Origin of the sequence: Pseudomonas cremoricolorata (assembly GCF_000759535.1) — a bacterium.
Classification (GTDB): domain Bacteria; phylum Pseudomonadota; class Gammaproteobacteria; order Pseudomonadales; family Pseudomonadaceae; genus Aquipseudomonas; species Aquipseudomonas cremoricolorata_A.
On sequence record NZ_CP009455.1, the window covers coordinates 110,405 to 135,545 of the forward strand.

General features: G+C 65.5%; 23 protein-coding genes. 12 read left to right on the plus strand and 11 right to left on the minus strand.

Annotated elements, in window-relative coordinates:
• Positions 1 to 72: 72 nt before the first annotated feature.
• Positions 73 to 1,683: an NAD(P)/FAD-dependent oxidoreductase gene (locus LK03_RS00530; protein ID WP_038410611.1), complete on the plus strand. Its 1,611-nt coding sequence runs from the start codon at positions 73 to 75 to the stop codon at positions 1,681 to 1,683.
• 105 nt (positions 1,684 to 1,788) lie between these two features.
• Here LK03_RS00530 and LK03_RS00535 read toward each other — a convergent pair whose 3' ends face one another.
• From LK03_RS00535 to dinG, 6 genes are all read right to left on the minus strand, one after another.
• Complete coding sequence (locus tag LK03_RS00535) at positions 1,789 to 2,253, minus strand: glycine zipper 2TM domain-containing protein (RefSeq protein WP_038410612.1); 465 nt, start codon at positions 2,251 to 2,253, stop codon at positions 1,789 to 1,791.
• A 192-nt stretch (positions 2,254 to 2,445) separates the two neighbouring features.
• Complete coding sequence (gene pdxH, locus LK03_RS00540; protein WP_038410613.1) at positions 2,446 to 3,093, minus strand: pyridoxamine 5'-phosphate oxidase; 648 nt, start codon at positions 3,091 to 3,093, stop codon at positions 2,446 to 2,448.
• 18 nt (positions 3,094 to 3,111) lie between these two features.
• Positions 3,112 to 4,131 (minus strand): OmpA family protein, encoded by a 1,020-nt coding sequence (locus tag LK03_RS00545; protein WP_038410614.1) that lies wholly within the window; start codon positions 4,129 to 4,131, stop codon positions 3,112 to 3,114.
• 98 nt (positions 4,132 to 4,229) lie between these two features.
• Positions 4,230 to 5,375: an EstA family serine hydrolase gene (locus tag LK03_RS00550; RefSeq protein WP_038410615.1), complete on the minus strand. Its 1,146-nt coding sequence runs from the start codon at positions 5,373 to 5,375 to the stop codon at positions 4,230 to 4,232.
• Positions 5,376 to 5,499: 124 nt separating this feature from the next.
• Positions 5,500 to 7,737, minus strand: a complete 2,238-nt coding sequence (locus tag LK03_RS00555) for a beta-galactosidase (RefSeq protein ID WP_038410616.1) — start codon at positions 7,735 to 7,737, stop codon at positions 5,500 to 5,502.
• Positions 7,738 to 7,818: 81 nt separating this feature from the next.
• The gene (gene dinG / locus LK03_RS00560) at positions 7,819 to 9,963 is read right to left on the minus strand and encodes an ATP-dependent DNA helicase DinG (RefSeq protein WP_038410617.1); all 2,145 of its coding nucleotides are present in this window, start codon (positions 9,961 to 9,963) and stop codon (positions 7,819 to 7,821) included.
• A 95-nt stretch (positions 9,964 to 10,058) separates the two neighbouring features.
• On the opposite strand from dinG, the gene LK03_RS00565 reads away from it, so the two are divergent.
• Positions 10,059 to 10,523 carry a CopD family protein gene (locus tag LK03_RS00565; protein WP_038410618.1) on the plus strand — a complete coding sequence of 155 codons (465 nt, stop codon included), beginning with the start codon at positions 10,059 to 10,061 and terminating at the stop codon, positions 10,521 to 10,523.
• Between the two features lie 4 nt (positions 10,524 to 10,527).
• On the opposite strand, the gene LK03_RS00570 is transcribed toward LK03_RS00565, so the two are convergent.
• A complete protein-coding gene (locus LK03_RS00570; RefSeq protein ID WP_038410619.1) occupies positions 10,528 to 10,794 on the minus strand; it encodes a DUF1145 domain-containing protein in 267 nt (88 codons plus the stop codon).
• Positions 10,795 to 10,877: 83 nt separating this feature from the next.
• Complete coding sequence (locus LK03_RS00575) at positions 10,878 to 11,582, minus strand: OmpA family protein (RefSeq protein WP_038410620.1); 705 nt, start codon at positions 11,580 to 11,582, stop codon at positions 10,878 to 10,880.
• A gap of 161 nt (positions 11,583 to 11,743) precedes the next feature.
• Here LK03_RS00575 and LK03_RS00580 point away from each other — a divergent pair, with 161 nt between their 5' ends.
• Genes LK03_RS00580 through LK03_RS21665 form a run of 4 tightly spaced genes read left to right on the plus strand, consistent with a single transcriptional unit; the run spans position 11,744 to position 13,399 of the window.
• Positions 11,744 to 12,238, plus strand: coding sequence for a DUF6231 family protein (locus tag LK03_RS00580; protein WP_038410621.1), 495 nt, complete (start codon positions 11,744 to 11,746; stop codon positions 12,236 to 12,238).
• Between the two features lie 4 nt (positions 12,239 to 12,242).
• On the plus strand, positions 12,243 to 12,719 hold the full coding sequence (locus LK03_RS00585; RefSeq protein WP_038410622.1) for a YchJ family protein: 477 nt from the start codon (positions 12,243 to 12,245) through the stop codon (positions 12,717 to 12,719).
• A 3-nt stretch (positions 12,720 to 12,722) separates the two neighbouring features.
• Positions 12,723 to 13,199, plus strand: a complete 477-nt coding sequence (locus tag LK03_RS00590) for an LEA type 2 family protein (RefSeq protein ID WP_038410623.1) — start codon at positions 12,723 to 12,725, stop codon at positions 13,197 to 13,199.
• A 5-nt stretch (positions 13,200 to 13,204) separates the two neighbouring features.
• Positions 13,205 to 13,399, plus strand: coding sequence for an SEC-C metal-binding domain-containing protein (locus LK03_RS21665; RefSeq protein ID WP_038410624.1), 195 nt, complete (start codon positions 13,205 to 13,207; stop codon positions 13,397 to 13,399).
• Positions 13,400 to 13,434: 35 nt separating this feature from the next.
• Here the strand turns inward: LK03_RS21665 and LK03_RS00600 are convergent, their stop codons facing one another.
• Positions 13,435 to 14,211 (minus strand): EAL domain-containing protein, encoded by a 777-nt coding sequence (locus tag LK03_RS00600; protein ID WP_038410625.1) that lies wholly within the window; start codon positions 14,209 to 14,211, stop codon positions 13,435 to 13,437.
• A gap of 249 nt (positions 14,212 to 14,460) precedes the next feature.
• Here LK03_RS00600 and LK03_RS00605 point away from each other — a divergent pair, with 249 nt between their 5' ends.
• The 6 genes from LK03_RS00605 (at position 14,461) to pdeM (ending at position 24,091) form a co-directional block, all read left to right on the plus strand.
• A complete protein-coding gene (locus LK03_RS00605) occupies positions 14,461 to 16,902 on the plus strand; it encodes a penicillin acylase family protein (protein ID WP_038410626.1) in 2,442 nt (813 codons plus the stop codon).
• Positions 16,903 to 16,974: 72 nt separating this feature from the next.
• Positions 16,975 to 17,991, plus strand: coding sequence for a ligase-associated DNA damage response exonuclease (locus LK03_RS00610; RefSeq protein ID WP_038410627.1), 1,017 nt, complete (start codon positions 16,975 to 16,977; stop codon positions 17,989 to 17,991).
• Complete coding sequence (locus LK03_RS00615) at positions 17,988 to 19,646, plus strand: ATP-dependent DNA ligase (RefSeq protein WP_038410628.1); 1,659 nt, start codon at positions 17,988 to 17,990, stop codon at positions 19,644 to 19,646. Before LK03_RS00610 ends, LK03_RS00615 begins: the two co-directional genes overlap by 4 nt.
• Positions 19,647 to 19,744: 98 nt before the next feature.
• Positions 19,745 to 20,860, plus strand: a complete 1,116-nt coding sequence (locus LK03_RS00620; RefSeq protein WP_038410629.1) for a succinylglutamate desuccinylase/aspartoacylase family protein — start codon at positions 19,745 to 19,747, stop codon at positions 20,858 to 20,860.
• A 67-nt stretch (positions 20,861 to 20,927) separates the two neighbouring features.
• Positions 20,928 to 23,384: a ligase-associated DNA damage response DEXH box helicase gene (locus tag LK03_RS00625; RefSeq protein ID WP_038410630.1), complete on the plus strand. Its 2,457-nt coding sequence runs from the start codon at positions 20,928 to 20,930 to the stop codon at positions 23,382 to 23,384.
• The gene (gene pdeM / locus LK03_RS00630; RefSeq protein ID WP_049870399.1) at positions 23,381 to 24,091 is read left to right on the plus strand and encodes a ligase-associated DNA damage response endonuclease PdeM; all 711 of its coding nucleotides are present in this window, start codon (positions 23,381 to 23,383) and stop codon (positions 24,089 to 24,091) included. The genes LK03_RS00625 and pdeM overlap by 4 nt, the downstream gene beginning before the upstream one ends.
• Here pdeM and LK03_RS00635 read toward each other — a convergent pair whose 3' ends face one another.
• Together LK03_RS00635 and dcd are read right to left on the minus strand one after the other, a co-directional pair.
• Positions 24,092 to 24,328 carry a hypothetical protein gene (locus LK03_RS00635; protein WP_038410631.1) on the minus strand — a complete coding sequence of 79 codons (237 nt, stop codon included), beginning with the start codon at positions 24,326 to 24,328 and terminating at the stop codon, positions 24,092 to 24,094.
• Between the two features lie 116 nt (positions 24,329 to 24,444).
• On the minus strand, positions 24,445 to 25,011 hold the full coding sequence (gene dcd / locus LK03_RS00640) for a dCTP deaminase (RefSeq protein WP_028695358.1): 567 nt from the start codon (positions 25,009 to 25,011) through the stop codon (positions 24,445 to 24,447).
• Positions 25,012 to 25,141: the final 130 nt, after the last annotated feature.

A 25,141-nucleotide genomic window follows, 5' to 3' on the forward strand; every position in this document is an offset into this window, starting at 1 on the left:
GTTAACCCTGCCGTTAAGGCGGTCGAACAGCTTATAATCGGCGGTTTGTTCAGAGCCGCCGGCCGACCGACCATGCTACGAATCAACGAACTGAAACTGCCCCTGGACCATTCCGACGATGCCCTGCGCCAGGCCATCGTCCAGCGCCTGGGCATCGCCGACGAGCAACTGCTCGACTTCACCCTGTTCAAACGCAGCTACGACGCGCGCAAGAAAAACAGCGAGCTGCTGTTCATCTACACCATCGACCTGCACGCCAGCAACGAAAGCGAACTGCTGGCCAAGTTCGCCGACGACCGCAACGTCGGCGTCGCCCCGGACGTCAGCCACCGCTATGTAGGCCAAGCGCCACACGATCTGCAGGAACGACCTCTGGTGGTCGGCTTCGGCCCGTGCGGTATCTTCGCCGCACTGTTGCTGGCGCAGATGGGCTTCAAGCCCATCGTCCTCGAGCGCGGCAAGGAAGTACGCCAGCGCACCAAGGACACCTGGGGGCTGTGGCGCAAGAGCGAGCTCAACCCCGAGTCCAACGTGCAGTTCGGTGAAGGCGGCGCTGGCACGTTCTCAGATGGCAAGCTCTACAGCCAGATCAAAGACCCGCTGCACCACGGTCGCAAAGTGCTGCACGAGTTCGTCAAGGCCGGCGCGCCGGACGAAATCCTCTACATCAACAAGCCGCACATTGGCACTTTCCGCCTTACCGGCATGGTCGAAACCATGCGCCAGGAAATCATCGCACTGGGCGGCGAGGTGCGCTTCCAGGAGAAAGTCAGCGATCTGCTGATCGACGGCGAGCAACTGACCGGTGTCGTGCTTGAAAGCGGCGAGCAGTTGCTGTCGCGCCACGTGGTACTGGCGTTGGGTCACAGCGCCCGCGACACGTTCCGCATGCTGCATGGCAAGGGCGTGTTCATGGAGGCCAAGCCGTTCTCGGTCGGTTTTCGCATCGAACACCCGCAAACCGTCATCGACAAGGCACGCCTGGGCAAATACGCCGGTCATCCGAAGCTCGGCGCGGCTGACTACAAGCTGGTCTATCACGCCAAGAACGGCCGCTCGGTCTACAGCTTCTGCATGTGCCCTGGCGGTACGGTGGTGGCGGCCACCAGCGAACCGGGCCGCGTGGTGACCAACGGCATGAGCCAGTACTCGCGCAACGAGCGTAATGCCAACTCAGGCATCGTGGTGGGTATCGACCCTGAACGCGACTATCCCGGTGGGCCGCTGGCCGGCATTGAGCTGCAAGAGCGGCTCGAGGCCCACGCCTATGTCATGGGCGGCAGCAACTACCAGGCGCCAGCGCAGCTGGTCGGTGACTTCGTGGCCGGGCGGCCATCCACCGCACTGGGCAGCGTCGAGCCGTCCTACAAGCCAGGGGTCACGCTGGGCGACTTGGCGCCGAGCCTGCCAGCGTTCGCCATCGAGGCCATCCGCGAGGCCCTGCCCGCCTTCGACCGGCAGATCAAAGGCTACAACATGAATGACGCCGTGCTGACCGGCATCGAGACGCGCACCTCCTCGCCGCTTCGTATCACCCGCGGCGATGATTACCAGAGCCTCAACCTCAAGGGCCTGTTCCCGGCGGGTGAAGGTGCAGGCTATGCCGGCGGCATTCTCTCTGCAGGCGTGGACGGTATTCGTATTGCCGAGGCGGTGGCGCTGGCGATGATCGCTACTGCCTAGCGCGGTAAGGCGTCACGCCCTGTCGTGGGTACGAACCAGCACCAATCACAGGGCACAAAAAAACCCGACCGGGCATGCCAAGTCGGGCTTTTTCATAGGGACGAATCAGTGTGAGACGCGGCTGGTGCCATCGACGGTCATGATGCGCACGCGCTCGCCGACGCGGAACACTTCATTCTGCTGCACCGACTGCACGTAGGCGCGCATGCTGCCGTCGTCTTCGCGGACGGTGATCTCTACGCCTTGGGTACGCGTCAGACCTTCCTCGGCAGCCGAGCCTGCCAACCCGCCAGCGACTGCGCCAATTACTGCCGCGACCAGACTGCCACGGCCACCACCGATGGCACTGCCGGCCACGCCACCGACCACGGCGCCGGCGCCACCGCCGATCGGCGTCTTGGTGCCTTCGATCTTGACCGGACGCAGTGACTCGATGGTGCCCATGCGCACGGTCTGCACGCGGCGGGCCTCGTCACGGGAGTAGCTGTCGCCAGACAGGTTGGAGGCACAGCCTCCGAGCAGCAGCGACGCGGTAGTGAAGGTCGCCAGCAGCAGAGCGGATTTACGCATGGGAAGAATCTCCGTAGGTCAGATGTCCATTAGACGCCGCGTGAGGACGGCTGTCACGACGACAACTCATAAAAAACAGCTTTCGTTCAGCCACGGTACAGGCTGTGGCAGGCAAAAAATGCTGCCCATGAATGTGTGACCGGAGTTGTTCGGAGATTACTGCACTGGCGATCTTCGCCAGTGCAGCGCCCATCAAGGTGCGAGACGCTCGCGCTGCCAGTGGCCAGCGATCAAGCGGTAGTTGAGGCGATCATGCAGACGACTGGCGCGGCCTTGCCAGAATTCGATGCGCTCAGGCAACAGGCGGTAGCCGCCCCAGTGCTCTGGGCAGTGTGGCTGAGAATCGGCGAAGCGCGCGGTGGTGGCCTCCAGCAGTGCCTGCAGCACCTGGCGATCGGCGATCACCTGACTTTGTGGCGAAGCCCATGCGCCCAGGCGACTGCCCAGGGGGCGCACTTGGTAATAATCATCGGACTCTTTGGCCGTGACCTTTTCCACGCGCCCCTCGATACGCACCTGACGCTCCAGCGCCGGCCAGAAGAAGGTCATCGCCGCGAAGGGATTATCCAGCAGATGCTGACCCTTGGCGCTTCGATAGTTGGTGAAGAAGGTGAAGCCTCGTGCATCCAGTCCCTTGAGCAGCAACACGCGGCAGTGCGGGCGACCCTCGCCATCGACTGTAGCCAAGGTCATGGCGTTGGCCTCGACAGGAGCCTGCTCGGTTTTCACTGCCTCGGCGAACCACTGTTCGAACAGTGAAAACGGTTCGGCAGGGGCCTGGTCCTCGGCCAGGCCATCTCGGGTGTAGTCGCGGCGCATATCGGCCAGAGACTGGGTCATGACGCGGTTCCTTGGCGATCAGTTGGTGGTCTTGGCGGCCTTGGTGGTGCTGTTGGCGGCGACGCTTTTATCGGTGCTGGCCTTCTTCGCGGCTGGTTTGGCTGGAGTGGCGGCCTTCCTCGCCACAGGTTTGGCGGCGGCTTTGGCAGCAGGTTTTTTCGCGGCAGACTTGGCAGCCGGTTTCGCCGCAGCCTTGGCGGCAGGTTTAGCCGCTGGAGCGGCGGCGGCCGGCTTGACGTCCTGGGTGGCGACCATCGCGGCCGGCGCCGGCGCTGGAGCGGCCTGCTGGTACTTGGCGATCAACGCCTGCATGGTGTTCTGCGGGGTCAGCAGCAGCTCGACGCGGCGGTTCAGCGCACGACCTTGCACACTGTCGTTGGCCGCGCGCGGCATCACCGAGCCCATGCCCTTGAGGGTCAGACGGTCACGTTGCAAGCCGCTGAGGCGGAAGATGGCCGATACCGAAGCAGCACGCTCCAGGCTCAGACGCTGGTTGGCCGCAGCCGCGCCACTGCTGTCGGCATGACCGAGCACCATCACGGCGGTTTTCGGATCGCCTTCAACCACCTTGGCGACGCGGGTGATCGGTGCCAGGGTCACCGGCAGCAGCATGTTCGGGCGGTCCGGGTTGTACGAGCCATCCACCGGGATGGTCACGGCCAGCACATCATCACGGCGCTCGAGCTCGAACTTGCTGTCCTTGAGGGCCTCGCGCACTTTCGGCTCGTACTGGTCGAGCCAGGCCTGGGTGGCCTTCTGGTCGATCTTCGGCACGGCTGCCGCGACCGGAGCCTGTTTGTCCTCACTGTCGCCGAACGGCCACCACCAGCGGGTACCGGAGGCATTCTTGCTGGCCGCCTTGGCATCGGCCTGGGCAACCTTTTCGGTGACCGCGTCCTTGACGTCCTGCTCGGCGACCTTGTCCGAGCCAAACGGCCACCAGCTGCGGCCCTCGGTGCTCGCGTCGGTTTGCGGGTGCTGAGCGCAGCCAGTCATGGCCAGGCACAGGGCGAGAGCTAAGGTTTTATGTGAGGACATCAGCGATACACCATGAATTGAAAGGGAATTTTGCCAGCACGCTCGTGCAGTGGCCTTCAGGATAGACAAAGGATTGGGGCAACACCCGCGTTACCCGATCAAAGGCAGGTGCGCAATGTCCGCACCAAATGCTGCGCCCGCGGGTCCATCAGCACGTACGGTCCTAAGGTATTGGTAACAAAGCCAAAAGCCACATCGTGCTCGGGATCGGCGAATCCAACCGAGCCGCCCGCCCCCGGATGACCGAACGCCTTTGCTCCCAGACCGAAGGTCGCGTTGGCCACGTGCGGCTGGTCGAGCATGCAACCCAAGCCGAAGCGCGTTTGCGTCAGCAAGGTGCGATCGTCACCCAGGCTGTGTTCACGGGTCAGTTCGTCGAGCAGTTCGGCGTCGAGCAGGCTGCCATCGAGCAGCCCGGCATAGAATCCGGCAAGACTACGGGCGTTGCCATGGCCGTTGGCAGCCGGCTGCTGCATGCGCCGCCATTCCGGCTTGTTGGTACTGGTGAGAATGGCCGGCGGGTTGGTGAAGGCACGGGTCGACAGCGCTTCGGGTTCACGCATCGTTACCTGAAGCAGACGCTGCGCGGCGGCGTCGCCGGCATTGCCTTTGCCACGGGCGATGTGCGCCACGCGGTAGAACTCTTTATCGGCCAGGCCGATGTGGAAATCCAGGCCCAACGGCGCGGCGGTGCGGGCGACGATCGACTCGCCGGGACCGCGCTGCTCGACGCGGCGGATCAGCTCACCAATCAACCAGCCATAGGTAATGGCGGCATAGCCATGCTCACTGCCAGGGGTCCACCAGGGCTGCTCGGCGGCCAGGGCGGCGGTCATCGCCTGCCAGTCGTACAGCGCTTCGGCGGGCAACAGTTGGCGGATGGCCGGCAGCCCCGCGCGATGGCTGAGCAACTGGCGCAGCGTCACCGCCTGCTTGCCGGCCTGGGCGAACTCCGGCCAGTAGCGCGCCACTGGCGCATCGAGGGCGAGCTTACCCTCCCCGACCAACTGCAAGGCGGTGACTGCGGCGAACGGCTTGGTACACGAGAACAGGTTGGCGATGGTATCGGTGTGCCAGGCCTGCTGGCCGTCTTTATCGGCGGTGCCAGCCCAGAGATCGACCACGGTCTGCCCGCCCACCTGCACGCACAGCGCCGCACCGCGCTCCTGGGGATCGTCGAACAGCGCGGCGAAGGCATCGCGCAGCGCCTCGAACTTCAGCTCATAGTGACCCTGGATCTGCACCGCCCGCTCCCACTGACCTGTTGGCAAAGGCGTGCATTGTTTCAGTAGTTGACGGTTTTGCCTACCAGCCAGCGGCCTTCGGCACGACGGACGCTACCCGTGCGTGCCGAACGCCTGACGCCGATCAAGGGGCAGGTTGCTGAAGGCGCTGGGCCAACTGTCGGGTCAGCCCCAGATTGGCCTTGCGCACCGCGTCGATGAAGCCACTCCACGGCACATCGGTGATCGCCACCAGGCCCAGGTGGCCGTTCTCGCCATCCAGCAAACGACCACTGGCCGGCTGGTCGAGGTACTGGAACCAGTGCGCGCCGACGATCGTCGGTTGCGCCAGCGCAGCCTTGAGGAAGGTCTCGTAGGCAGGGCCACGGTCTTCTTCGCGCGGCAACTCCAGCGGACCGGGCCAGAACGGGCCGCGGTCGCGCGAGCCGAACTGGAACTCGGTGACCAGCACCGGCTTGTCCAGCTCGGTGAGCCAGGCGAAGTCGTAACCGTCTTGGGGTTTGAGGGTATAGAGGTTGAAACTCAACACGTCGCAGAACTCGGCGCAGGCCTTGACCGCCTCGGGCGAGGTGACGCCGTAGCGACCACCCAGCAACAGATGATTCGGCGCGTGCCAGTCCAGGGCATCGGCGACGGTCTTGAAATAGGTTTGCGCAAAGACCTCCTGGAAATGCTGGTAATCGCGCTCGATCTCCGGGTGCTCGGGGTTGGGCAGGGGCGCTTCGAAGCCCGGGTCTTCCATCAGCTCCCAGGCTTGCAGGTCGATACCCCAGGCCTTCGACAGGCCTTGCTGGTTGCGGTATTTGTCGCGCAACTGCTTGAGAAACGCGCGCTTGGCCGGCACGTCGGTGGTCAGGCGCAAGGTGCCATAAGCCAGGCCATAACGGGCCTTCGGGTCGCCGCCCGGGGCGGCCCAGGCCAGCTCGTTGTCGGCGTAGTAACCGATCAGCCAGGGGTCGTCGCGATGGTCACGCGCCGCGATCGCCACGGCGCGCTCAGTGGCCATGGCGAAACGCGGGTCGAATGGATCGGGCAACCGCCCCCACCAGTCCATGCCGGTGCTGATGCTGGCGTAGTCGCCAACGATCGACAGCGGCAAGGTGTAAGGCACCTGCTGCGCCTCGCCCAGGGCCGGGTCGCTCCAGTTGCCCAAGGTATTGAAGCCCCAGGCCAGCACGCGATCGATGGCCTGGGCCTGCCAGCGCTTGGCGTCAACCTGCGGCGCCGGGCATTCGCCAGGCGCCTGCCCCCCTGCCGCCGGCGGACACGGCGTGGCGTGGCTGCGCTGCAGGTTGGCGGCATAGAAGTCATACCAGCGGCCTTGCTTGAAGCCACGCCCCTGGGACGATGCGTTGCCGTCGTCGTTGTTGCCTTGGCCATAGAAGGCCGCCAGCGGCTTGCCTGCCTCCGGTAACGCTTTGAACATGGCTTCGCGCCCTGCTACATAAGTGCGTCCGCCGTCGGCGGCAACGGCATTGACCCCCAGCGAGAAGAACGCATGGCCGTCCGGGGTCACCAGGTACCAGTGCCCCGCGCGCTTCTCGGTGCGAAAGAAACCCTTGGCTTCGAAGGCCGGGCCGGCCAGCAGACCACCATAAGGGTCGAGCGAGGCCTTGCCGCGCTCGGCCAACCAGCCCTGGAGCTGCTGTTGCTCACGGCGAGCGGCAGCCTTGAGCTGCTCGTCGTTGTCGATTTTCTCGGGCCAGCGGCCGCGGGTGGATTGTCCGTATTCATCGATCAGGCCGGCGTAGGCCGCCTTGAAAACCTCGTCGTCATCCTGCAGGCCAACGCGCTCTATCAACAGGCTCTGCGCCACATTGGGCCTGGGGATGCTCAGGCTGACCGAGGTCACCTGCTTGAGATCGACCTGACCGACGCTGCTGGTCAGCAGCACGCGCTGGCCTTGGTACGTCCACGGCATCGGCGGCCCGGCGCGCATGCCCTGGCTCAGCGGCGAACGGGCGGTCAGCGGCAGCATGACGGTCTGCGCCGGCCCGGCCGGAAGGTCGATGCGGCTGGTGAGGGTCTGGCCAGCGCTGTCCTGCACCACTACGTCGACGCTCAGCGCCCAGTCCATGCCGCTTTGCAGGCGCAGGGTGAGGAACTGCCCGGCCGACCAGTCCCAACTGCCGGCCTGCGGTGTCAGGCGCAAGGTCGGCCGCTCGGCCGGATTGAACACCACCCGCCTGAGCACTTCGCCCTGGGCCGTCTGCTCGGCGTTGTACTGCGGCAGGCCCGCGTCCTGGGTGACCACGTTGATCACCGAGGTGGGGCGGACGAAGCTGAACAGCGTCTGCTGCCCGGCCCACGCGGGCGAGCTGAGCAACAGGCTGAGTACGGCAGGCAGGCTGCGACGAATCATAGGGCGGTAACACTCCTTCAGAGCCCGACAGGGCTCACGACCGAATAGGAGACAACGGGCCGGCGCATCGTGCGCCGGCGATCAGGCAATTTCCCGCCGGAAGGGCGGAAGTGCATTGAGGATAGCCTTGCCGTAGCGCTGGGTGACCAGACGCCGGTCGAGCAAGGTGATGACGCCGCGGTCCTGTTCGGTGCGCAGCAGACGGCCGCAGGCCTGGATCAGACGCAACGAAGCGTCGGGCACGGCGATTTCCATGAACGGATTGCCGCCACGGGCTTCGATCCATTCGGCCAGCGCCGCTTCCACCGGATCGTCCGGCACGGCGAAAGGGATCTTGGCGATGACCACGTGCTCGCAATAGGCACCGGGCAGGTCAACCCCTTCGGCGAAGCTGGCCAGGCCGAACAGCACGCTGTGCTGGCCATCGTCGACTCGCGCCTTGTGCTTGTTGAGGGTTTCCTGCTTAGACAGATTGCCTTGGATCAGCACCAGCTTGCGCCAGTCGCGGTCCAGGCCATCGAACACGTCCTGCATCTGTTTACGCGAGGAAAACAGCACCAGGGCGCCGCGGGCGTCTTCGACCATGGCCGGCAGCTCGCGGATGATCGCTGCGGTGTGCGCCACCGCATCGCGCGGGTCGGCGCGCAGGTCGGGCACCCGCAGCACGCCGGCATCGCCGTGCACGAACGGGCTGGGTACGACGCAGGTCACGGCATCGCGTGGCAGTCCGGAACGCATGCGCAGGCGGTCGAACTTGCCCAGCGCCGTGAGCGTGGCGGAAGTCACCAGCGCGCCGTAGGCAACTTTCCACAGGTTGCGCCGCAGCATCTCGGCGGCGAGGATCGGGCTGGCGTTGACCTCGATGTCGAACAGCGCGCCGCTTTCGGCCAGCGACAGCCAGCGCGCCATCGGCGGGCTGTCCTCAGGGTCTTCGGCGGTGAAGGCGGTCCACAGCTCCCAGTTGCCCTGGGCGCGGGTCACCAGGCTGCCGAACAGCGGGTACCACTCTTCGGCCTGGTGGCTGGCGATGCCGATGTTGACCTCACCATCCATGCCTTCCTTGAGCAGGTCGGCCAGGCGCGTGAACAGGTCATTGAGGCGGGCAAAGCCTTTCTTCAACTCGATGCCGATCTCGCGGAGCTGCTCGGGGATCACCCCACCCTCGAAGCGATAGCGCGGACGGTCACGGCCTTCGTTGTCTTCACTGGGACGAAAGTCGGCGACCTGCTCGCAGAGGGTGAACATGAACTGCTGCTGGGTACGAATTTCCCGGGCCAGCTCAGGCACTTGCTCGATCAGCTTGCCCAAGTCACCGGGCAGCGGGTGCTGGGCCAGCAGCTTGGTGAGGTTCTTGGCGGTCTGCTCGAGCCAGTCGGCGGTCGAGCGCAGGCGTGAGAAATGGGCGAAGTGGCCGATGGCCTTGTCGGGCAGGTGATGGCCTTCGTCGAACACGTACATGGTGTCGCGTGGGTCAGGCAGCACCGCCCCGCCACCCAGGGCGAGGTCAGCCAGAACCATGTCGTGGTTGGTGACGATGACATCGACCTTGCCCATGCCTTCACGGGCCTTGTAGAACACGCACTGCTGAAAATTCGGGCAGTGGCGGCCGGTGCACTGGCTGTGATCGGTGGTCAGGCGCATCCAGTCCTGATCCTCGAGCGCTTCGGGCCAGCTGTCACGATCGCCGTCCCAGCGGTTGCCGGCGAGCTTTTCGATCATCGAATTGAACAGCTTCTGGCTGCGCTCATCGACGTCGATCTGAAAGCCCTCTTCCTCGAACAGTTGCGCGGTGGACGACTGCGCCTGGCCTTCCTGCAGCAGCACGTCGAGCTTGGACAGGCACAGGTAGCGACCGCGCCCCTTGGCCAGCGCGAAGCTGAAGTTCAGGCCACTGTTGCGCATCAGGTCGGGCAGGTCCTTGAAGACGATCTGCTCCTGCAGGGCCACGGTGGCAGTGGCGATCACCAGGCGCTTGCCGGCGGCCTTGGCCGCGGGAATGGCCGCCAGGCTATAGGCAACGGTCTTGCCGGTACCGGTGCCCGCTTCGACCGCGACCACGGCGGGGTCGCCGGCACGGCGGCCTTCATCGTCCACGGCGATGTCGCCGAGCACCTTGGCGACTTCGGCGATCATCAGACGCTGGCCATAGCGCGGCTTGAGGCTCTTGGCTTCGAGGAAACGCGTATAGGCGCCTTGGATGGTGGCTTTGAGTTCGTTGCTGATCATGGTCTGCGCGCCCGAAGGGCTGGATATATTTTCAGTGCTTTACACGGGCCGGCTATCATACCTGCCTCACGCCGTTTATGCCTTCGGAGATCCTCATGCTCGTCCATGCCCTGCCCTACACATTGCACGTCCTGGCTTCGCTGATCTGGGTCGGCGGCATGTTCTTCGCCTGGATGGTGCTGCGCCCGGCCACGGCCAAGGCGCTGGAGGGGCCAGCGCGGTTGCGCCTGTGGGGGGAAGTTTTCCCACGTTTCTTCGGATGGGTCTGGGTGGCAGTGACGACCTTGGCGATCAGCGGTGTGGTGCTGATCCACAGCCGTTTCAGCGGCTTCGAGACCGCGCCGCGCTACGTGCAATGGATGATCGGCGGCGCCATCGTCATGGTCGCGGTGTTTCTGCGCATCCATGCCTTGCTGCTGCCACAACTGCGTGAAGCGCTCGCCAGGGAGGACTGGGCGGCCGGGGCCAGCGCGCTGGCGCGTATCCGACGGATGGTGGGCATCAACCTGCTGCTGGGACTGCTGGTGGTGGCCGTTGCCAGCGCCCGCTGGAGCTTCTGAGGCCTCAACTGCGCGGCGCAGGCCTGGGCAGCGACATGACGTGGAACATGCCGGTGAGCAGAATCTGCAGACGGTCGAACCAACGATGACTGCGACCGCGCAGGCTGGCGTTGAAGCACAGCACCTCCAGCACGTGCAGGCCGAACAGCGCCAACCCCGCAGCCTTGATCAGCAGACTGAACGGCATGGCCTGGGGCAACAGGTGATTGAACAGCACCACGCCCCAGAACAGCACGGTCAGGGCCTTGCCCAGGTTGAGGATCAGGCCCATGGTGAGACTCCGTGTGCGCACGCCTTGGCGCGGGTCGTGAATGAACGCCCACGGCAATGGCTGTCTGCCGTGGGCGGCGAACCTCAACGGTCGATCTTGATTTCCGTGCGACGGTTCATCGCCCGGCCTTCGGCGGTTGCGTTGTCGGCCACCGGCTGGCTTTCCCCGGCACCTGTGACCGAGACGAAACTGCTGCGCGGCACGCCGCTGCCGATCAGGTAATCGGTCACCGAATGGGCGCGACGGTCCGATAGTTTCTGGTTGTAGCTGTCGGCCCCGACGCTGTCGGTATGCCCGGTGACGCTCAGGCGCGCGCTGGCAGCCTCTTGCTTGAGGCGCGTGGCAATGGTGTTGAGGCGCTCTTTGTCGGTGGCGGTCAGGCGCGCCGAATCGAACTCGAAGTGCACATCGCGAATCACGATCACCTCTTCTTTCTCGACCACTATCACTTCCTCGACTACCGGGGCCGGCTCCGGCGCCTTGAGCGGACAGCCGGTGGCATCGACCTGGACCCCGCGCGGCGTGCCCGGGCACTTGTCGCGACTGTCCGGTACGCCATCACCGTCCTCGTCACCATCGCCGTGGGCCCAACAGTAGCCAGCTGCCAGGCCGCCGCCGAGCAACGCACCCCAGCCCGCCCAGCTGGAGCTTTCGATGGCGCCCAGGGCGGCACCGCCGACACCGCCTACGGCAGCGCACTTGGGCCAGTCGGTTTTCTGCAGGCCGGCGCAGCCGGTCATCAGGCTGGCAAGCAAAATCAGAGGTACCGCGGTGCGAACTGTACTCATGGGTTGCTTCTCCTAATGGGGTCGTCGGCCGAGGACCGATCCACCGCAGTAAAGACCCCGCCAAGCGGCTCTGCCAGTGTTCGGCCATCAGTCAGCACCGCTGCCTCTATGCCCGCACGCCGCAGACCGTTAGTCTTGAGCGCTCTGAGCGAGGAACCTCGATGACCCTGAATATTTCCCAGCGAACGCCGCAGCAGGCCCTTGCCGCGCTGCTCGAGCGTGTCGCGCCGCAGCGGCTGTTGCTGGTCGGCAGCCACTTCCCGGCCCTGGACGCGTTCGCCCAGGCCCATCCGCAGACGCTCATCGAACACGTGCCCGCTGCGACCTTGCCCGCCCCTGTCGCTGCACAGCGCTATGACCTGGCCGTGCTGGTCGAGTGCCTGGAACATCTGCCCAAGCGCACGGGTCTGGAACTGCTGGGCGGCATCCGCAATCTGAACGCCAGCAAAGTGGCGGTGCTGGCCGATCTGCAAGCCTGTGGCTGGCAAGACACCGACTTCTATGCCCTGGCCCTGTCGGCCAGCGAGAAATTCACTCGCGACGCCCAGCAGTTGTGCCTGTTCACCTATGATCTACGTGACTACAAACAGGTCCCGGACTGGCTCAACGCACGGTTCTGGGCCAACCCGGAAAATTTTGGCAAGTACTGGTGGTGATTGGATGAGTGTTTCGGTCTGCCCCTGTGGCAGTGGCAACCTGCTCGATGCCTGCTGCGGTCACTGGCACGCCGGCACCCCGGCGCCCGATGCCCAGGCACTGATGCGTTCACGGTATAGCGCCTACGTGCTGGGCCTGATCGACTACCTGCACGACACCACCCTGCCCGCGCAGCAGCCCGGTCTGGACCGCGCTGCAATCAGTGCCTGGAGCGCCCAGAGCACCTGGCTGGGGCTGGAAGTGGAAAGCGCCGAGGTGTTCGGCGGCCAGCCGGAACATGCCTTCGTCACCTTCACCGCGCGCTGGCATGACGCCGATGGCGATCACCAACACCGCGAGCGCTCGGCATTCGTCCAGCACGCCGGGCGCTGGTACTTCATCGACCCGACCGTACCGCTGAAGGTCGGTCGCAACGACCTCTGCCCCTGCGCCAGCGGGCAGAAGTTCAAGAAATGCTGCGCCAGCTACCTGGCCGGGTGAGCGATGAACCCATTGAGTCGCCTGTTGCTACTGAGTCTGATGCTGAGCGTTCTGGGCGGCTGCGCCAGCTGGGGCAGCGACGACTGGCGCGAGCCGCAGTTGCGCCTGGTCAAGGTGCAGAAGGTCAAGGCCACGATGCACCAGCAGCAGTTCATCCTGCACGTGCGGGTCGACAATCCGAACGACAGCCGGCTGTTCATCCGTAACCTGGATTTTTCCGTGCGGCTCAACGACATTCCGGTGGTCGAGGACAACGCCAGCCTGTGGCGCAGCGTCGCCGCACATGAACAGCGCACCTTCAAGATCGAGGTACGCACCAACCTCTGGCGCCACCTCAAGCCGCTGGTCAAGGCCATCCGCAGCAAGCGGCCGGTGCCCTACCAACTCAGCGGCGAGCTCAACACTGGACTGTTGTGGCATCGAAGCCTGCACTTCTGGCGCAGTGGTGAGATAATCCCCGGCGATTTTCACTCGGAGTAGACCGCATGACCCAGCAACCTCATGTCCATGGCCCGGACTGCAACCACGACCATGACCACCACCACCACGGCCATGTACATGGCCCGCACTGCAACCATGCCCCCCAGGAGCCGGTGCGCAATACCCTCAAGGATGTCGGTCGCAACGACCCATGCCCATGCGGCAGCGAGAAAAAGTTCAAGAAGTGCCACGGCGCCTGAAACTCTGAACGCAGTGCAGTGGCCCTCGGCGCGTTTCAGTCGAGCGGCCACTGCGGCTCGGGCAATGCCTGATACGCCGGCCGGGCGAACAGGTAGCCCTGGAACAGGTCGATGCCCAGCGCCCTGAGCGCGCGGTACTCAGCCACCTGTTCCACCCCTTCGGCAATGATCCGAATGCCCAGCTTCCTGCAGATGCCGACGATGCCTTCGACGATGGCCAGGCGCGCGGTGTCGTGATCGACCCCGCGAATCAGTTCCATGTCCAGCTTGATGATGTCGGGCTGGAACTCGGCCAACAGCCCCAACCCCGAATAACCGGCCCCGAAGTCATCGATGGCGGTCTTGAAGCCTTGCCGCTGGTACTCGATGAGGATGTTCTTCAGGTGCGTGCGATCGGTCAGGCTCTCGTTCTCGGTCACTTCGAAGATGATCCGGCTGGTGGGAAAGCCGACCCGCTGTGCGGCGTCGAGGGTCGCACGAATGCAGGCTGCGGGCTGATACACCGCGTTGGGCAGGAAGTTGATGCTCAGGTAGCCCTGCAGGTTCAACTGCGCGGCCAGTTCGACAGCCTTGATGCGACAGGTCTGATCGAAGGTGTAGCGGTTGTCTTCGGTGACCTTGCTCAACACGCTGTAGGCACTACTGCCATCGGTGCCACGCACCAGCGCTTCATAGGCGAACACCTGCTGACGCCCTGGCGCGACGATTGGCTGAAAGGCCATGCTGAAGTCGAACGGCAGTGGCGCCTGGTCGGCGCAGCGTCGGCAACCGACGGAGCGCGGGGCAGGTTGGGGTTCGGTAGAGCGGGTCATGACGGTTACCTCAGTGAGCGAATCGCGGCGTCGTGCCAGGCGGCGTGAGCCGGATATGCGGGTTCGACAACAGCATTGATGGCTTTACGCCAGACTGCCACGGCAGTCGTTGCTTGAGCGGCAGATCTTCGTCCCAGCGCAACCACTGTACAGGGTAAAAAAGCCTTCAGCGCCGCTTGCACGGCGCCTTCGCCGTCACTAACGTAGCGCCTTTCCCTACCGCCCCCTCGCCCTGCAGGAGCCCTTGCCATGGCCGCCGCCGCCTTCGCGTCCTTTCGCCCACGTCTTACCGCCGCTGCCACGCTGCTTGGCCTGCTCGGTCTGGGCGGCTGCCAGATGGGCGCGCAACCTGAAAGCGTGCCGCCCAGCGTCGGTGTGCAGGCGCTCAAAGGCCTGGCGCACGGTGCGTCGGTGCGGCGCAACAGCATGGGCGCGCCGCTGATCGAAAGCGGCAACTTCCATGACGCGCTGTTCAGCCTGGGCTATGTGCACAGCGTCGACCGCATCGAGCAGATGCTCGCCATGCGCCTGCTCGCGCAGGGGCGCATGGCCGAGCTGGCCGGTGCCGAAGCGCTGGACGTCGACCGGCTGATGCGCGCGGTCAACCTCAGACAAAGCGCCGGCCAGCTGTATACCGCTGCCTCACCGCGGGTGCAGCGTTTCTTCGAGGTCTACGCCCGCGGTGTCAACGCCTACCTGTTCCGTTATCGCAACAGCCTGCCAGGCGGGCTGGCCAAGGGTAATCAGCAGCTCGAGTACTGGAAGCCTGAGGACTCGGCGCTGATCTTCAGCCTGTATGCCTTCAGCCAGTCGGTGAATCTGCAAGAGGAACTGTCCGCCCTGACCCTGGCCCGCCAGGTGGGCGGCGACAAGCTGCCCTGGCTGCTGCCGGTGGCCGCCGATGAGCCACTGGCCGAGGCCGAAGCCGGCAAACTCAAGGGCCTCAACCTGGTCGACCAGCTTGCGGGCTTCACCGCCCTGGCCGCCGCTGCGCAGAAGCTGGCCGATCTCGACCTGCTCGGCAGTCCGGGCTCGGCCAACCTGGCCATCGCGCCGCAGCGCAGCCGCAGTGGCAAAAGCCTGTTGGCCAGCGACAGTCGCGCGGCCTGGGCACTGAGCCCGGTGCAGGTGCACACCAGCAAGTACCAGGTGGCGGGGCTGTCGCTGCCGGGTCTGCCGTTGCTGCTGGCCGGGTACAACGGCAAGCTGGCCTGGAGCAGCAGCGCGGTGATGGCCGACAACCAGGACCTGTTCCTCGAACAGGTGCGGCGCCAGGGCAATCAGCTGACCTACCTGGCCGACGGCAAGTGGCTACCGGCACGCGCGCGCAACGAAACCTTCTTCGTCAAGGGTGAGCGCCCTGTGCGCGAAGTGCTGTACGACACCCGCCATGGCACCTTACTCGGCCAGCCCGGCAACAATGGCCTGGCCCTGGCGCTGTACCTGCCGTCGCTCAAGGACGACCGCAGCCTCGATGCGCTGTTCGACCTGACCCGCGCAGGCTCGGTGGAAAAAGCCTTCGACAGCACCCGGGAGGTGGCCGCTGCGGCGCTCAACTTCGTCTTCGCCGAACCGCAGCACATCGCCTGGCAGGTCAGCGGCCGCTACCCCAACCGCCGTGAAGGCCAGGGCCTGCTGCCCTCACCGGGCTGGGACGGGCGCTACGACTGGGATGGCTATGCCGACCCGATGCTGCACCCCTACGATCAGGACCCAACCGCCGGCTGGATCGGCCATGCCAACCAGCGCAGTCAGCCCAAGGGCTACGGCATGCAGTTGTCGAGCACCTGGTACTACCCCGAGCGCGCCGAGCGCCTTGGCCAACTGGCCAGCAGCGGTCGCTTCGATGCGCGCAGCCTCAACCTGCTGTTCAACGACGCGGTGACGCCGCTGGCCGACAAGCTCAAACGCATGTTCGAAGCCCCAGGCATGGCCCAGCCGCTGCAACAGGCGATCAACGCCCTGCCCGCCGACCAGCGCAGCGCCGCGCGCGATGCCCTGGCGCGACTCAAGGCCTTCGATGGGCGCCTGAGCGCAGCCTCGGCCGAGGCTGCGCTGTACGAATTGTTCCTGCAAAGCGTGGCGCGGCAAACCTTCCTCGACGACCTCGGACCTGAGTCCGGCGCGCCCTGGCAAGCGTTCGTCAGCAATTCGCGGCTGTCGTATTCGGCGCAGATCGACCACCTGCTGGGCCGCGACGACAGCCCGTTCTGGGATGACCGCAGTACGCCGCAGAAGGAAGACAAACCGACCATTCTCGCCCGCAGCCTGGCCGCTGCGATGCAGGCGGCCACTGCGCAACTGGGCAGCGACCGCCGCGCCTGGCAGTGGGGCGCGCTGCACCAGTACCACTGGCCCGCGCCGACCTGGCACGGGCTGGGCGATCCGCTCGAGCGGCCCAGCATGCCGGCCTCCGGTGACTTCAGCACCCTGGCCTTCACCCCCTATGCCATCGGCAGCCAGTTCGACACCACCCTGCCGGCCTCGGCGCGCATGATCGTCGATTTCGGCCAGGTCGAGCCGCTGCAACTGATGACCAGCTCCGGGCAATCGGGCAATCCCGCCAGCCCACACTTCGGTGACGCGACCGGCGCCTGGTTCAAGGGCCAGATGATGAGCCTGCCCCTGCAACCGCAGCACTTCGAACGCGCCTATGGCAAACAGCGCCTGTCGCTGGTACCCGGCAAGTGAGCTGACGATCCGGTCGAACTTCCAGGGCGGCGCGGCGCTCCCAACAGGAACTCCCTGCTCGGCGCCACCGCCATGGACCTTGTCATCGCTCGCCCCGAAGGCCTGTACTGCCCACCGGGGGATTTCTACATCGACCCCTGGCGTCCGGTAGCACGGGCAGTGATCACCCACGGCCACGGCGATCATTCGCGTCCGGGCAACGGCCACTACCTGACGGCCGAACCCGGCGCGGGCGTGCTGCGCAGTCGCCTGGGCCAGGACATCAATCTGCAGACCTTGCCCTACGGCGAGCGGCTGGTGCACCACGGCGTCACCCTGAGCCTGCACCCCGCCGGACACGTGCTGGGCTCGGCACAGGTGCGCCTGGAATACCAGGGCGAAGTGTGGGTGGCGTCGGGCGACTACAAGGTCGAACCCGATGGCACCTGTGCGCCGTTCGAACCGGTGCGTTGCCATACTTTCATCACCGAATCGACCTTTGGCCTGCCGATCTACCGCTGGCCCAGCCAAGCGGAAATCTTCGCCCAGATCAACGACTGGTGGCGTGGCAATGTCGAGCAAGGCAAGGCCAGCGTGCTGTTCTGCTACGCCTTCGGCAAGGCCCAGCGCATTCTCCATGGCCTGAACCCAAGCCTCGGCCCGATCCTGGTGCATGGCGCGGTCGAGCCGCTGAACCGGGTCTACCGCGAGGCTGGCATCGCCCTGCCCCAGACTCACTACGCTGGCGACTTTGCGCGCAACGATCCGCTGTTGCGCCAGGCGCTGATCATGGCCCCGCCCTCGGCTGGTGGCAGCAGCTGGATGCGCCGTTTCGGCGACTACAGCGACGCTTTCGCCAGCGGCTGGATGCGCCTGCGCGGCACCCGCCGTCGCCGTGGCGTGGACCGCGGCTTCGTGCTCTCCGATCATGCCGACTGGCCGGGTCTGCTGTGGGCCATCGAACAGACCGGTGCCGAGCGGGTCATGGTCACCCACGGCTCGGTCAACGTGCTGGTGCGCTACTTGTGCGAGCGCGGCCTGGATGCCCGTGGCTTTGTCACCGAATACGGCGATGAGGACGACAGCGCCAGCGTCGAGGCACAGCCATGAAAGCCTTCGCCGAGCTGTACCTGCGCCTGGACGCCACCACCTCGAGCAACGCCAAACTGCTCGCCCTGCGCGAATACTTCGCCGTCGCGCCGGCGCATGACGCCGCTTGGGCGGTGTACTTCCTGGCCGGTGGACGCCCGCGGCAACTGGTGCCGACCCGGGTGCTGCGGGAACTGGCCACGCAGTTGTCGGGCCTGCCGGAGTGGCTGTTCGAAGAAAGCTACCAGGCCGTGGGCGATATGGCCGAAACCATTTCCTTGCTGCTGCCCGAGAGCGAACATGCCACCGACGAGGGCCTGGCCCACTGGGTCGAGCATTACCTGTTGCCGCTACGTGGGCAAACTCCCGAGGCCTTGCACGAACGGCTGCCGCAACTGTGGGCGCAGCTCGATCGTCCGAGCCTGATGCTATGCCTGAAGCTGATCACCGGCAGCTTTCGCGTGGGCGTCTCCAAGCTGCTGGTCACCCGTGCGCTGGCGCAGTTGGCCGAGCTCGACCCCAAGCGCGTCGCGCAACGCATGGTCGGTTATACCGACCTCAGCCACCGACCCAGCGCCGCCAGTTACCACAAGCTGATCGCCGCCGAATCCGAGCAGGAACATCAGGAGCGCGGCGGCCAGCCGTACCCATTCTTCCTGGCCCATGCCCTGCAAACACCCAGTGAGCAATTCCAGGCGCTGATCGGCCCGCCCAGCGATTGGCAAATCGAGTGGAAGTGGGATGGTATCCGCGCCCAGGTGGTCAAGCGCGACGGTCAACTGTGGATCTGGTCGCGTGGCGAAGAACTGGTCACCGAACGCTTCCCCGAACTGCACAGCCTGGTCGAAACCCTGCCCGATGGTGTGGTGCTCGATGGCGAGATTCTGGTGTGGAAGCCCGGCAGCAGCGCTGAAGACGTTGCCGTACAACCCTTCGCGCTGCTGCAGCAACGCTTGGGACGCAAGACGCTGGGCAAGAAGCTGCTGGCCGATGCGCCGGTGGTACTGCAGGCCTATGACCTGCTCGAGTGGCAGGGCGAGGACTGGCGCAGCCGCCCCCAGCACGAACGGCGTGCGCAGCTCGAGCAACTGACCGAACAGCATCCACTGGCCCCGGTGTTGCTCTCGCCCCTGTTGCAAGGCCCGGATTGGGCCGACCTCGAACGCCAGCGCCAAGCCTCGCGCAGCCTGGGGGTCGAGGGCATGATGCTCAAACACCGCGAAGCGCTGTATGGCGTGGGTCGGACCAAAGACATGGGCGTGTGGTGGAAATGGAAGGTCGACCCGTTCAGCGTCGATGCCGTGCTGATCTATGCTCAGCGCGGCCATGGGCGTCGAGCGAGCCTGTACAGCGACTACACCTTCGCCGTGTGGGACGGTCCGCCGGGCACAGCGCAACGCACCTTGGTACCGTTCGCCAAGGCGTATTCAGGCTTGAGCGATGAAGAGATGCGCAAGGTCGATGCTATCGTGCGCAAGACTACCGTGGAGACATTCGGCCCGGTGCGCAGCGTCACTCCGACGCTGGTCTTCGAACTGGGCTTCGAAGGCATTGCCTTGTCCAAGCGGCACAAGAGCGGCATCGCCGTACGCTTCCCGCGCATGCTGCGCTGGCGCCAGGACAAGACCGTCGAGCAAGCCGACGATCTGGCAATCTTGCAGGGTCTGCTTGGCTGAAAGCACACGCCTGATGCGCCGGTTATGCAGAAGAACGCGGCGCTAGCGATCATCCTGTGCTTTCATTGACGGCTCAGCGCTAGACCCCAGGATCTTCCATGCACCACGCTCCCCACGAACTGCTCTCTCCGGTGCCTGGCGTCAGCCGCCAGTTGCACAGCTTCCATTTCGGCCCACGTGGCAGCCGAAAGACCTATATCCAGGCGTCACTGCATGCCGATGAGCTGCCGGGCATGCTCGTGGCCTGGCACCTCAAGCAGCGTTTGCAGAGCCTGGAAAGCGCCGGGCGATTGCTCGGCGAGGTGGTGCTGGTGCCGGTGGCCAATCCCATCGGTCTGGAGCAGGTGCTGCTCGACGCCCCGCTAGGGCGTTTCGAGCTGCACAGCGGGCAGAACTTCAACCGCCGCTTCATCGACCTGGCCGACAGCGTCGGCGATGCCATCGAGGGGCAACTGACCCAGGATGCTCAGGCCAACGCGGCGCTGATCCGCCAGCAACTGTGCCAGGCGCTGGGCGATCATCAGCCGCAGACGCCTCTGCAATCACTGCGCCTGACTCTGCAACGGCTGGCCTGTGACGCGGAACTGGTGCTCGACCTGCACTGCGACTTCCAGGCCGTCGAGCACCTCTACACCACCCCCGACGCCTGGCCGCAGATCGAGCCCCTGGCGCGGTACCTGGGCGCACAAGCCAGCCTGCTGGCCACCGACTCGGGCGGGCAGTCGTTCGATGAATGCTTCAGCCTGCTCTGGTGGCAACTGCAGCAGCGCTTCGGCAAGCAGTTTCCGATTCCCCTGGGCGCGCTGTCGGTGACCTTGGAACTGCGTGGCCAAGCCGATGTCAGCCATGCCCTCGCCCAGCAGGATTGCCAGGCGATACTCGATTACCTGACCCTGCGCGGGGTAATCGCCGGCGACGCCCGCGCGCTGCCGGCGCTGCCACGTCCGGCCACACCGCTGGCTGCGGTTGAGGCACTCAGCACGACCCGCGGCGGGTTGCTGGTGTACCACGCCGAACCTGGTCAGTGGCTCGAAGCCGGCGCGCTGGTGGCCGAGATCATCGACCCCCTGAGCGATCAGGTCAGCAGCGTGCGCACGACCCAGTCCGGCCTGCTGTATGCACGCAGCGTACGACGCATGGCCACGGCAGGCATGGTCATCGCCCACGTCGCTGGCGAGCGGGTCTGCCGCAGCGGTTATCTTTTGGGCAACTGAGTTCGGTAAAACCAACCGCAGTGGCGCGCGGTCTGTAGCAACATAGACCGCCTGGACCTTGCCCCGCATGCCGCCACCCGCCGACCTCGCCAGTTCCTGGTTCGCCACCCGCGGCTGGAAGCCGTTCGCCTTCCAGCGCAGCGTGTGGGCGGCAGTGGGGCGCGGCGAGTCCGGCCTGCTGCATGCCAGCACGGGCGCGGGCAAGACCTACGCAGTGTGGCTTGGCGCGTTACGCGCCTTCGCCAGCAGTGCCATCGGCACGCCGCGCCAGGCAGCGCCGTTGCAGGTGCTGTGGATCACCCCCATGCGTGCCCTGGCGGCAGACACTGCCCGCGCCCTGCAGGCGCCGCTGGATGACTTGCAACTGCACTGGAGCGTCGGTGTGCGAAGCGGCGATACCCGCAGCGCCGAACGCGCGCGTCAGGCCCGGCGCCTGCCCAGCGTGCTGATCACCACCCCGGAAAGCCTGACGTTGCTGCTGACCCGTGCGCAGGCCGAAACGGATTTCGCCAGCCTGCGCATGGTGGTGGTGGATGAGTGGCACGAGTTGCTCGGCAACAAACGTGGCGTGCAACTGCAACTGGCCCTGGCGCGCCTGCGTCGCTGGCATCCGGATCTGCGTGTGTGGGGCCTGTCGGCAACGCTGGGCAATCTTGACCATGCCTTGCAGGTTCTGCTGCCCAAGGGTGGCCAATTGGTCCAGGGTAAACAGGACAAACGCCTGGACGTCGACACCTTGCTGCCGCCGGACATCGAACGTTTCCCCTGGGCCGGGCACATGGGCCTGAAGTTGCTCAAGCCGGTCAGCGAGCAGATCGACGCCAGCAGCAGTTGCCTGGTATTCACCAATACCCGTGCCCAGGCCGAGCTGTGGTATCAGGCCTTGCTCGACGCCCGGCCCGACTGGGCCGGGCTGATCGCCCTGCACCACGCCTCGCTGGCGCGCGACACCCGCGACTGGGTCGAGCGCAGCCTCAAGGAAGGTACTTTGAAGGCTGTGGTGTGCACCTCAAGCCTTGACCTGGGCGTGGACTTTCTACCGGTGGAGCGGGTGTTGCAGATCGGCTCGAGCAAAGGCATCGCACGCTTGGTACAACGCGCCGGGCGTTCCGGGCACGCGCCAGGGCGGCCATCACGCATCACCCTGGTGCCGACCCATAGCCTTGAGCTGGTGGAAGCGGCAGCCGCTCGCGAGGCCCTGGCTGCAGGTCATCTCGAGGGCCGCCAATCCCCCCGACTGTGCATGGATGTGCTGGTCCAGCACGTGGTGAGCATGGCCTTGGGCAGTGGCTTTCGCGCCGATGAACTGCTTGCCGAAGTGCGCAGCACCTGGGCCTTCCATGACCTGCGCGACAGCCAGTGGCAGTGGGCGCTGGATTTCGTCTCCCATGGTGGTGACTCGCTCAGCGCCTATCCTGACTACCAGCGCGTCGAGCGGCACGCCGATGGCATCTGGCGGGTCGCCAGCGAGCGCCTGGCGCGGCGCCACCGGATGGGCATCGGCACCATCGTCAGCGACGCCAGCCTGCAACTCAAATACTGGAGCAAGGGCGGTGGCGGCAAGCACCTGGGCAGTGTCGAGGAATCATTCATTTCGCGTCTGCGCCCCGGCGACACCCTGGTGTTCGGCGGCCGGGTGCTGGAGCTGGTACGGGTCGAGAACATGACCGCCTACGTGCGCCGCAGCACCGCGCGCAAGGCCGCGGTGGCGCGCTGGAGTGGCGGGCGCATGCCGCTGTCGAGCGAGCTGGCCCAGGCGTTGGTCGCCCAGTTGGACGGCGCCGCCCACGGCCGCTTCGCCAGCCCGGAACTGCGCGCAGTGCGGCCATTGCTCGAGGTACAGGCGCGCTGGTCGGCACTGCCGACGCTCGGCACCCTGCTCGCCGAAACCTTGCACACGCGGCAAGGCTGGCACCTGTTTCTCTACCCGTTCGCCGGGCGCATGGCCAATCTGGGCCTGGCCAACCTGATCGCCTGGCGCGTCAGCCGGGCCCAGCCGCTGTCGATCTCGATCGCCGTCAGCGATTACGGCTTCGAGCTGCTCAGCCCAAGCCCGGTGGATTGGGCGGCGTATCTGCCCGGGGCACTGTCCACCGAACACCTGCTCGAAGACGTCACGGCGAGCCTCAATGCCGGCGAGATGGCCCTGCGCCGCTTTCGCGAGATCGCGCAGATCGCCGGTCTGGTGTTCGGCGGCTATCCGGCGGCGCAAAAGAGCACGCGGCAGATCCAGGCCTCCAGCGGGCTGTTCTATGAAGTATTCCGCAAGCATGATGCTGACAACCTGCTGCTGGGCCAGGCACGGGACGAAGTTCTGCGCGAAGAACTGGAAATCGAACGCCTGCATGCGCAATTGCAGCGTATCGGCAACCTCACCCTCGACCTGCGCGAGCTGCCTCGGCCTGGGCCGCTGGCCTTCGCCTTGCTGGTCGAAGGCCTGCGTGACACCCTCAGCACCGAAAAACTGGCCGACCGTATCGCCCGTATGGTCGCCGACCTGGAGAAAGCCGCCGAGCGCCGATGAGCCGCCCTACCCTCCCCCCAGCCAACCCGCCGCACGCACCCTGCCCTGCCACCGACTACCTGGCCATCGAACACTGCGGTGAAACGCTCTGGCTGCTGCCGGACAAAGCCATCTACTGGCCTGCCCAGCGCGCGCTGCTGGTCGCTGACGTGCACATCGGCAAGGCCGCGAGCTACCGCGCCCTGCATCAGCCTGTACCACGCGGCACGACTCAGGCGACCCTGGACAGGCTGCAGGTGCTGGTGAGCCGCCATGCCTGCGAGCGGCTGATCGTGCTGGGGGACTTCCTGCACGCCCGCAGCGCACGCGCGCCAGCGACCCTGGCACGGCTACAGGGGTGGCGCGAGGCGAACCCGAACCTGGCAATGACCTTGGTGCGCGGCAACCACGACCATAGCGCGGGCGATCCGCCAGAGCACTTGAACATCGAAGTAGTGGATGAGCCGTTGCTGTTGGGTCCGTATGCCCTGCGCCACGAACCTGAGGCGCACGGGCAACGGCCAGTACTGGCAGGCCACGTGCACCCTGCCTATGTGTTGCGCGGTCGCGGGCGCCAGCGTTTACGCTTGCCCTGCTTCGTGATGGACGCCAATGTCAGCCTGCTACCCGCGTTCGGCGAGTTCACCGGTGGCTGGACCATCGACCCGCAAGTTGGCGCCCGCATCTTCGTTGCAGGCGCCGAGCGGGTCTGGGCCATTCAGGGGTAATCAGGCTTGAGGGGCGGGAGGCGGCACATCCGGCTCGGTGGGGCTGCCGGGTTCGGTCGGCTGCGGGGTATCCTGATCAGGCTGGTGTGGAACGCCACCCAGGCGTTGCGGCGCGCCGCCCAAGTAATGAGGCAGGGGTGGGACCGGTGGATGGGCCAGCAGTGACCAGGCGGGCACGCCAACATGATTGGGCTGGAGGACGGCCAGCTTGGCACTGACAGCAGCATTGAGCTTCATAGGCTTCTCCTGACGAAACGGGCCGCGCCTGTGTGAACGAGTGCGATCGAACAGGTGCGGCCTCGACTAATTCGTTGGAGTGCCGATCAGGAAAACAATTCCCTCGGCGGCCAATCTCAGGTGCGTGGCAGGGTCACGCCGCGTTGGCCCTGGTACTTGCCGCCACGGTCCTTGTAAGACACTTCGCATTCCTCGTCGGATTCGAGGAATAGCATCTGCGCCACACCTTCATTGGCGTAGATCTTTGCCGGCAGCGTGGTGGTGTTGGAGAACTCCAGGGTCACGTGACCTTCCCATTCCGGCTCCAGCGGCGTGACGTTGACGATGATGCCGCAGCGGGCGTAGGTGCTTTTGCCCAGGCAGATGGTCAGCACGTTGCGCGGAATGCGGAAGTATTCGACGGTGCGGGCCAGGGCGAAGGAGTTCGGCGGGATGATGCAGACGTCGCTCTTGATGTCGACGAAGCTGCCGGCGTCGAAATTCTTGGGATCGACGGTGGCCGAATTGATGTTGGTGAAGACCTTGAATTCATCGGCGCAGCGCACGTCGTAGCCGTAGCTGGAGACGCCGAAGGAGATGACCCGGCTGTCGGCCTCGCCGCGCATCTGGCGCTCGACGAACGGTTCGATCATGCCGTGTTCCTGCGCCATGCGGCGAATCCACTTGTCCGATTTGATGCTCATGGCGGGGGTGTCCTGAGAGTGCGAGGGAAAATCAGACGCGCATCTTACCGGTCCTGGCGTGCGGGTTAAAGTTCTGCGCCCTATCCCGCGCCATCTGCGGGCTGGCCGTCTGTCGCAGCGAATCACGGCA

Coding starts and splice junctions, on each gene's coding strand:
- LK03_RS00530 (WP_038410611.1), top strand. CDS start 73: ATGCTACGAATCAACGAACTGAAACTGCCCCTGGACCATTCCGACGAT.
- LK03_RS00535 (WP_038410612.1), bottom strand. CDS start 2,253: ATGCGTAAATCCGCTCTGCTGCTGGCGACCTTCACTACCGCGTCGCTG.
- pdxH (WP_038410613.1), bottom strand. CDS start 3,093: ATGACCCAGTCTCTGGCCGATATGCGCCGCGACTACACCCGAGATGGC.
- LK03_RS00545 (WP_038410614.1), bottom strand. CDS start 4,131: ATGTCCTCACATAAAACCTTAGCTCTCGCCCTGTGCCTGGCCATGACT.
- LK03_RS00555 (WP_038410616.1), bottom strand. CDS start 7,737: ATGATTCGTCGCAGCCTGCCTGCCGTACTCAGCCTGTTGCTCAGCTCG.
- dinG (WP_038410617.1), bottom strand. CDS start 9,963: ATGATCAGCAACGAACTCAAAGCCACCATCCAAGGCGCCTATACGCGT.
- LK03_RS00565 (WP_038410618.1), top strand. CDS start 10,059: ATGCTCGTCCATGCCCTGCCCTACACATTGCACGTCCTGGCTTCGCTG.
- LK03_RS00570 (WP_038410619.1), bottom strand. CDS start 10,794: ATGGGCCTGATCCTCAACCTGGGCAAGGCCCTGACCGTGCTGTTCTGG.
- LK03_RS00575 (WP_038410620.1), bottom strand. CDS start 11,582: ATGAGTACAGTTCGCACCGCGGTACCTCTGATTTTGCTTGCCAGCCTG.
- LK03_RS00580 (WP_038410621.1), top strand. CDS start 11,744: ATGACCCTGAATATTTCCCAGCGAACGCCGCAGCAGGCCCTTGCCGCG.
- LK03_RS00585 (WP_038410622.1), top strand. CDS start 12,243: ATGAGTGTTTCGGTCTGCCCCTGTGGCAGTGGCAACCTGCTCGATGCC.
- LK03_RS00590 (WP_038410623.1), top strand. CDS start 12,723: ATGAACCCATTGAGTCGCCTGTTGCTACTGAGTCTGATGCTGAGCGTT.
- LK03_RS21665 (WP_038410624.1), top strand. CDS start 13,205: ATGACCCAGCAACCTCATGTCCATGGCCCGGACTGCAACCACGACCAT.
- LK03_RS00600 (WP_038410625.1), bottom strand. CDS start 14,211: ATGACCCGCTCTACCGAACCCCAACCTGCCCCGCGCTCCGTCGGTTGC.
- LK03_RS00605 (WP_038410626.1), top strand. CDS start 14,461: ATGGCCGCCGCCGCCTTCGCGTCCTTTCGCCCACGTCTTACCGCCGCT.
- LK03_RS00610 (WP_038410627.1), top strand. CDS start 16,975: ATGGACCTTGTCATCGCTCGCCCCGAAGGCCTGTACTGCCCACCGGGG.
- LK03_RS00615 (WP_038410628.1), top strand. CDS start 17,988: ATGAAAGCCTTCGCCGAGCTGTACCTGCGCCTGGACGCCACCACCTCG.
- LK03_RS00620 (WP_038410629.1), top strand. CDS start 19,745: ATGCACCACGCTCCCCACGAACTGCTCTCTCCGGTGCCTGGCGTCAGC.
- LK03_RS00625 (WP_038410630.1), top strand. CDS start 20,928: ATGCCGCCACCCGCCGACCTCGCCAGTTCCTGGTTCGCCACCCGCGGC.
- pdeM (WP_049870399.1), top strand. CDS start 23,381: ATGAGCCGCCCTACCCTCCCCCCAGCCAACCCGCCGCACGCACCCTGC.
- LK03_RS00635 (WP_038410631.1), bottom strand. CDS start 24,328: ATGAAGCTCAATGCTGCTGTCAGTGCCAAGCTGGCCGTCCTCCAGCCC.
- dcd (WP_028695358.1), bottom strand. CDS start 25,011: ATGAGCATCAAATCGGACAAGTGGATTCGCCGCATGGCGCAGGAACAC.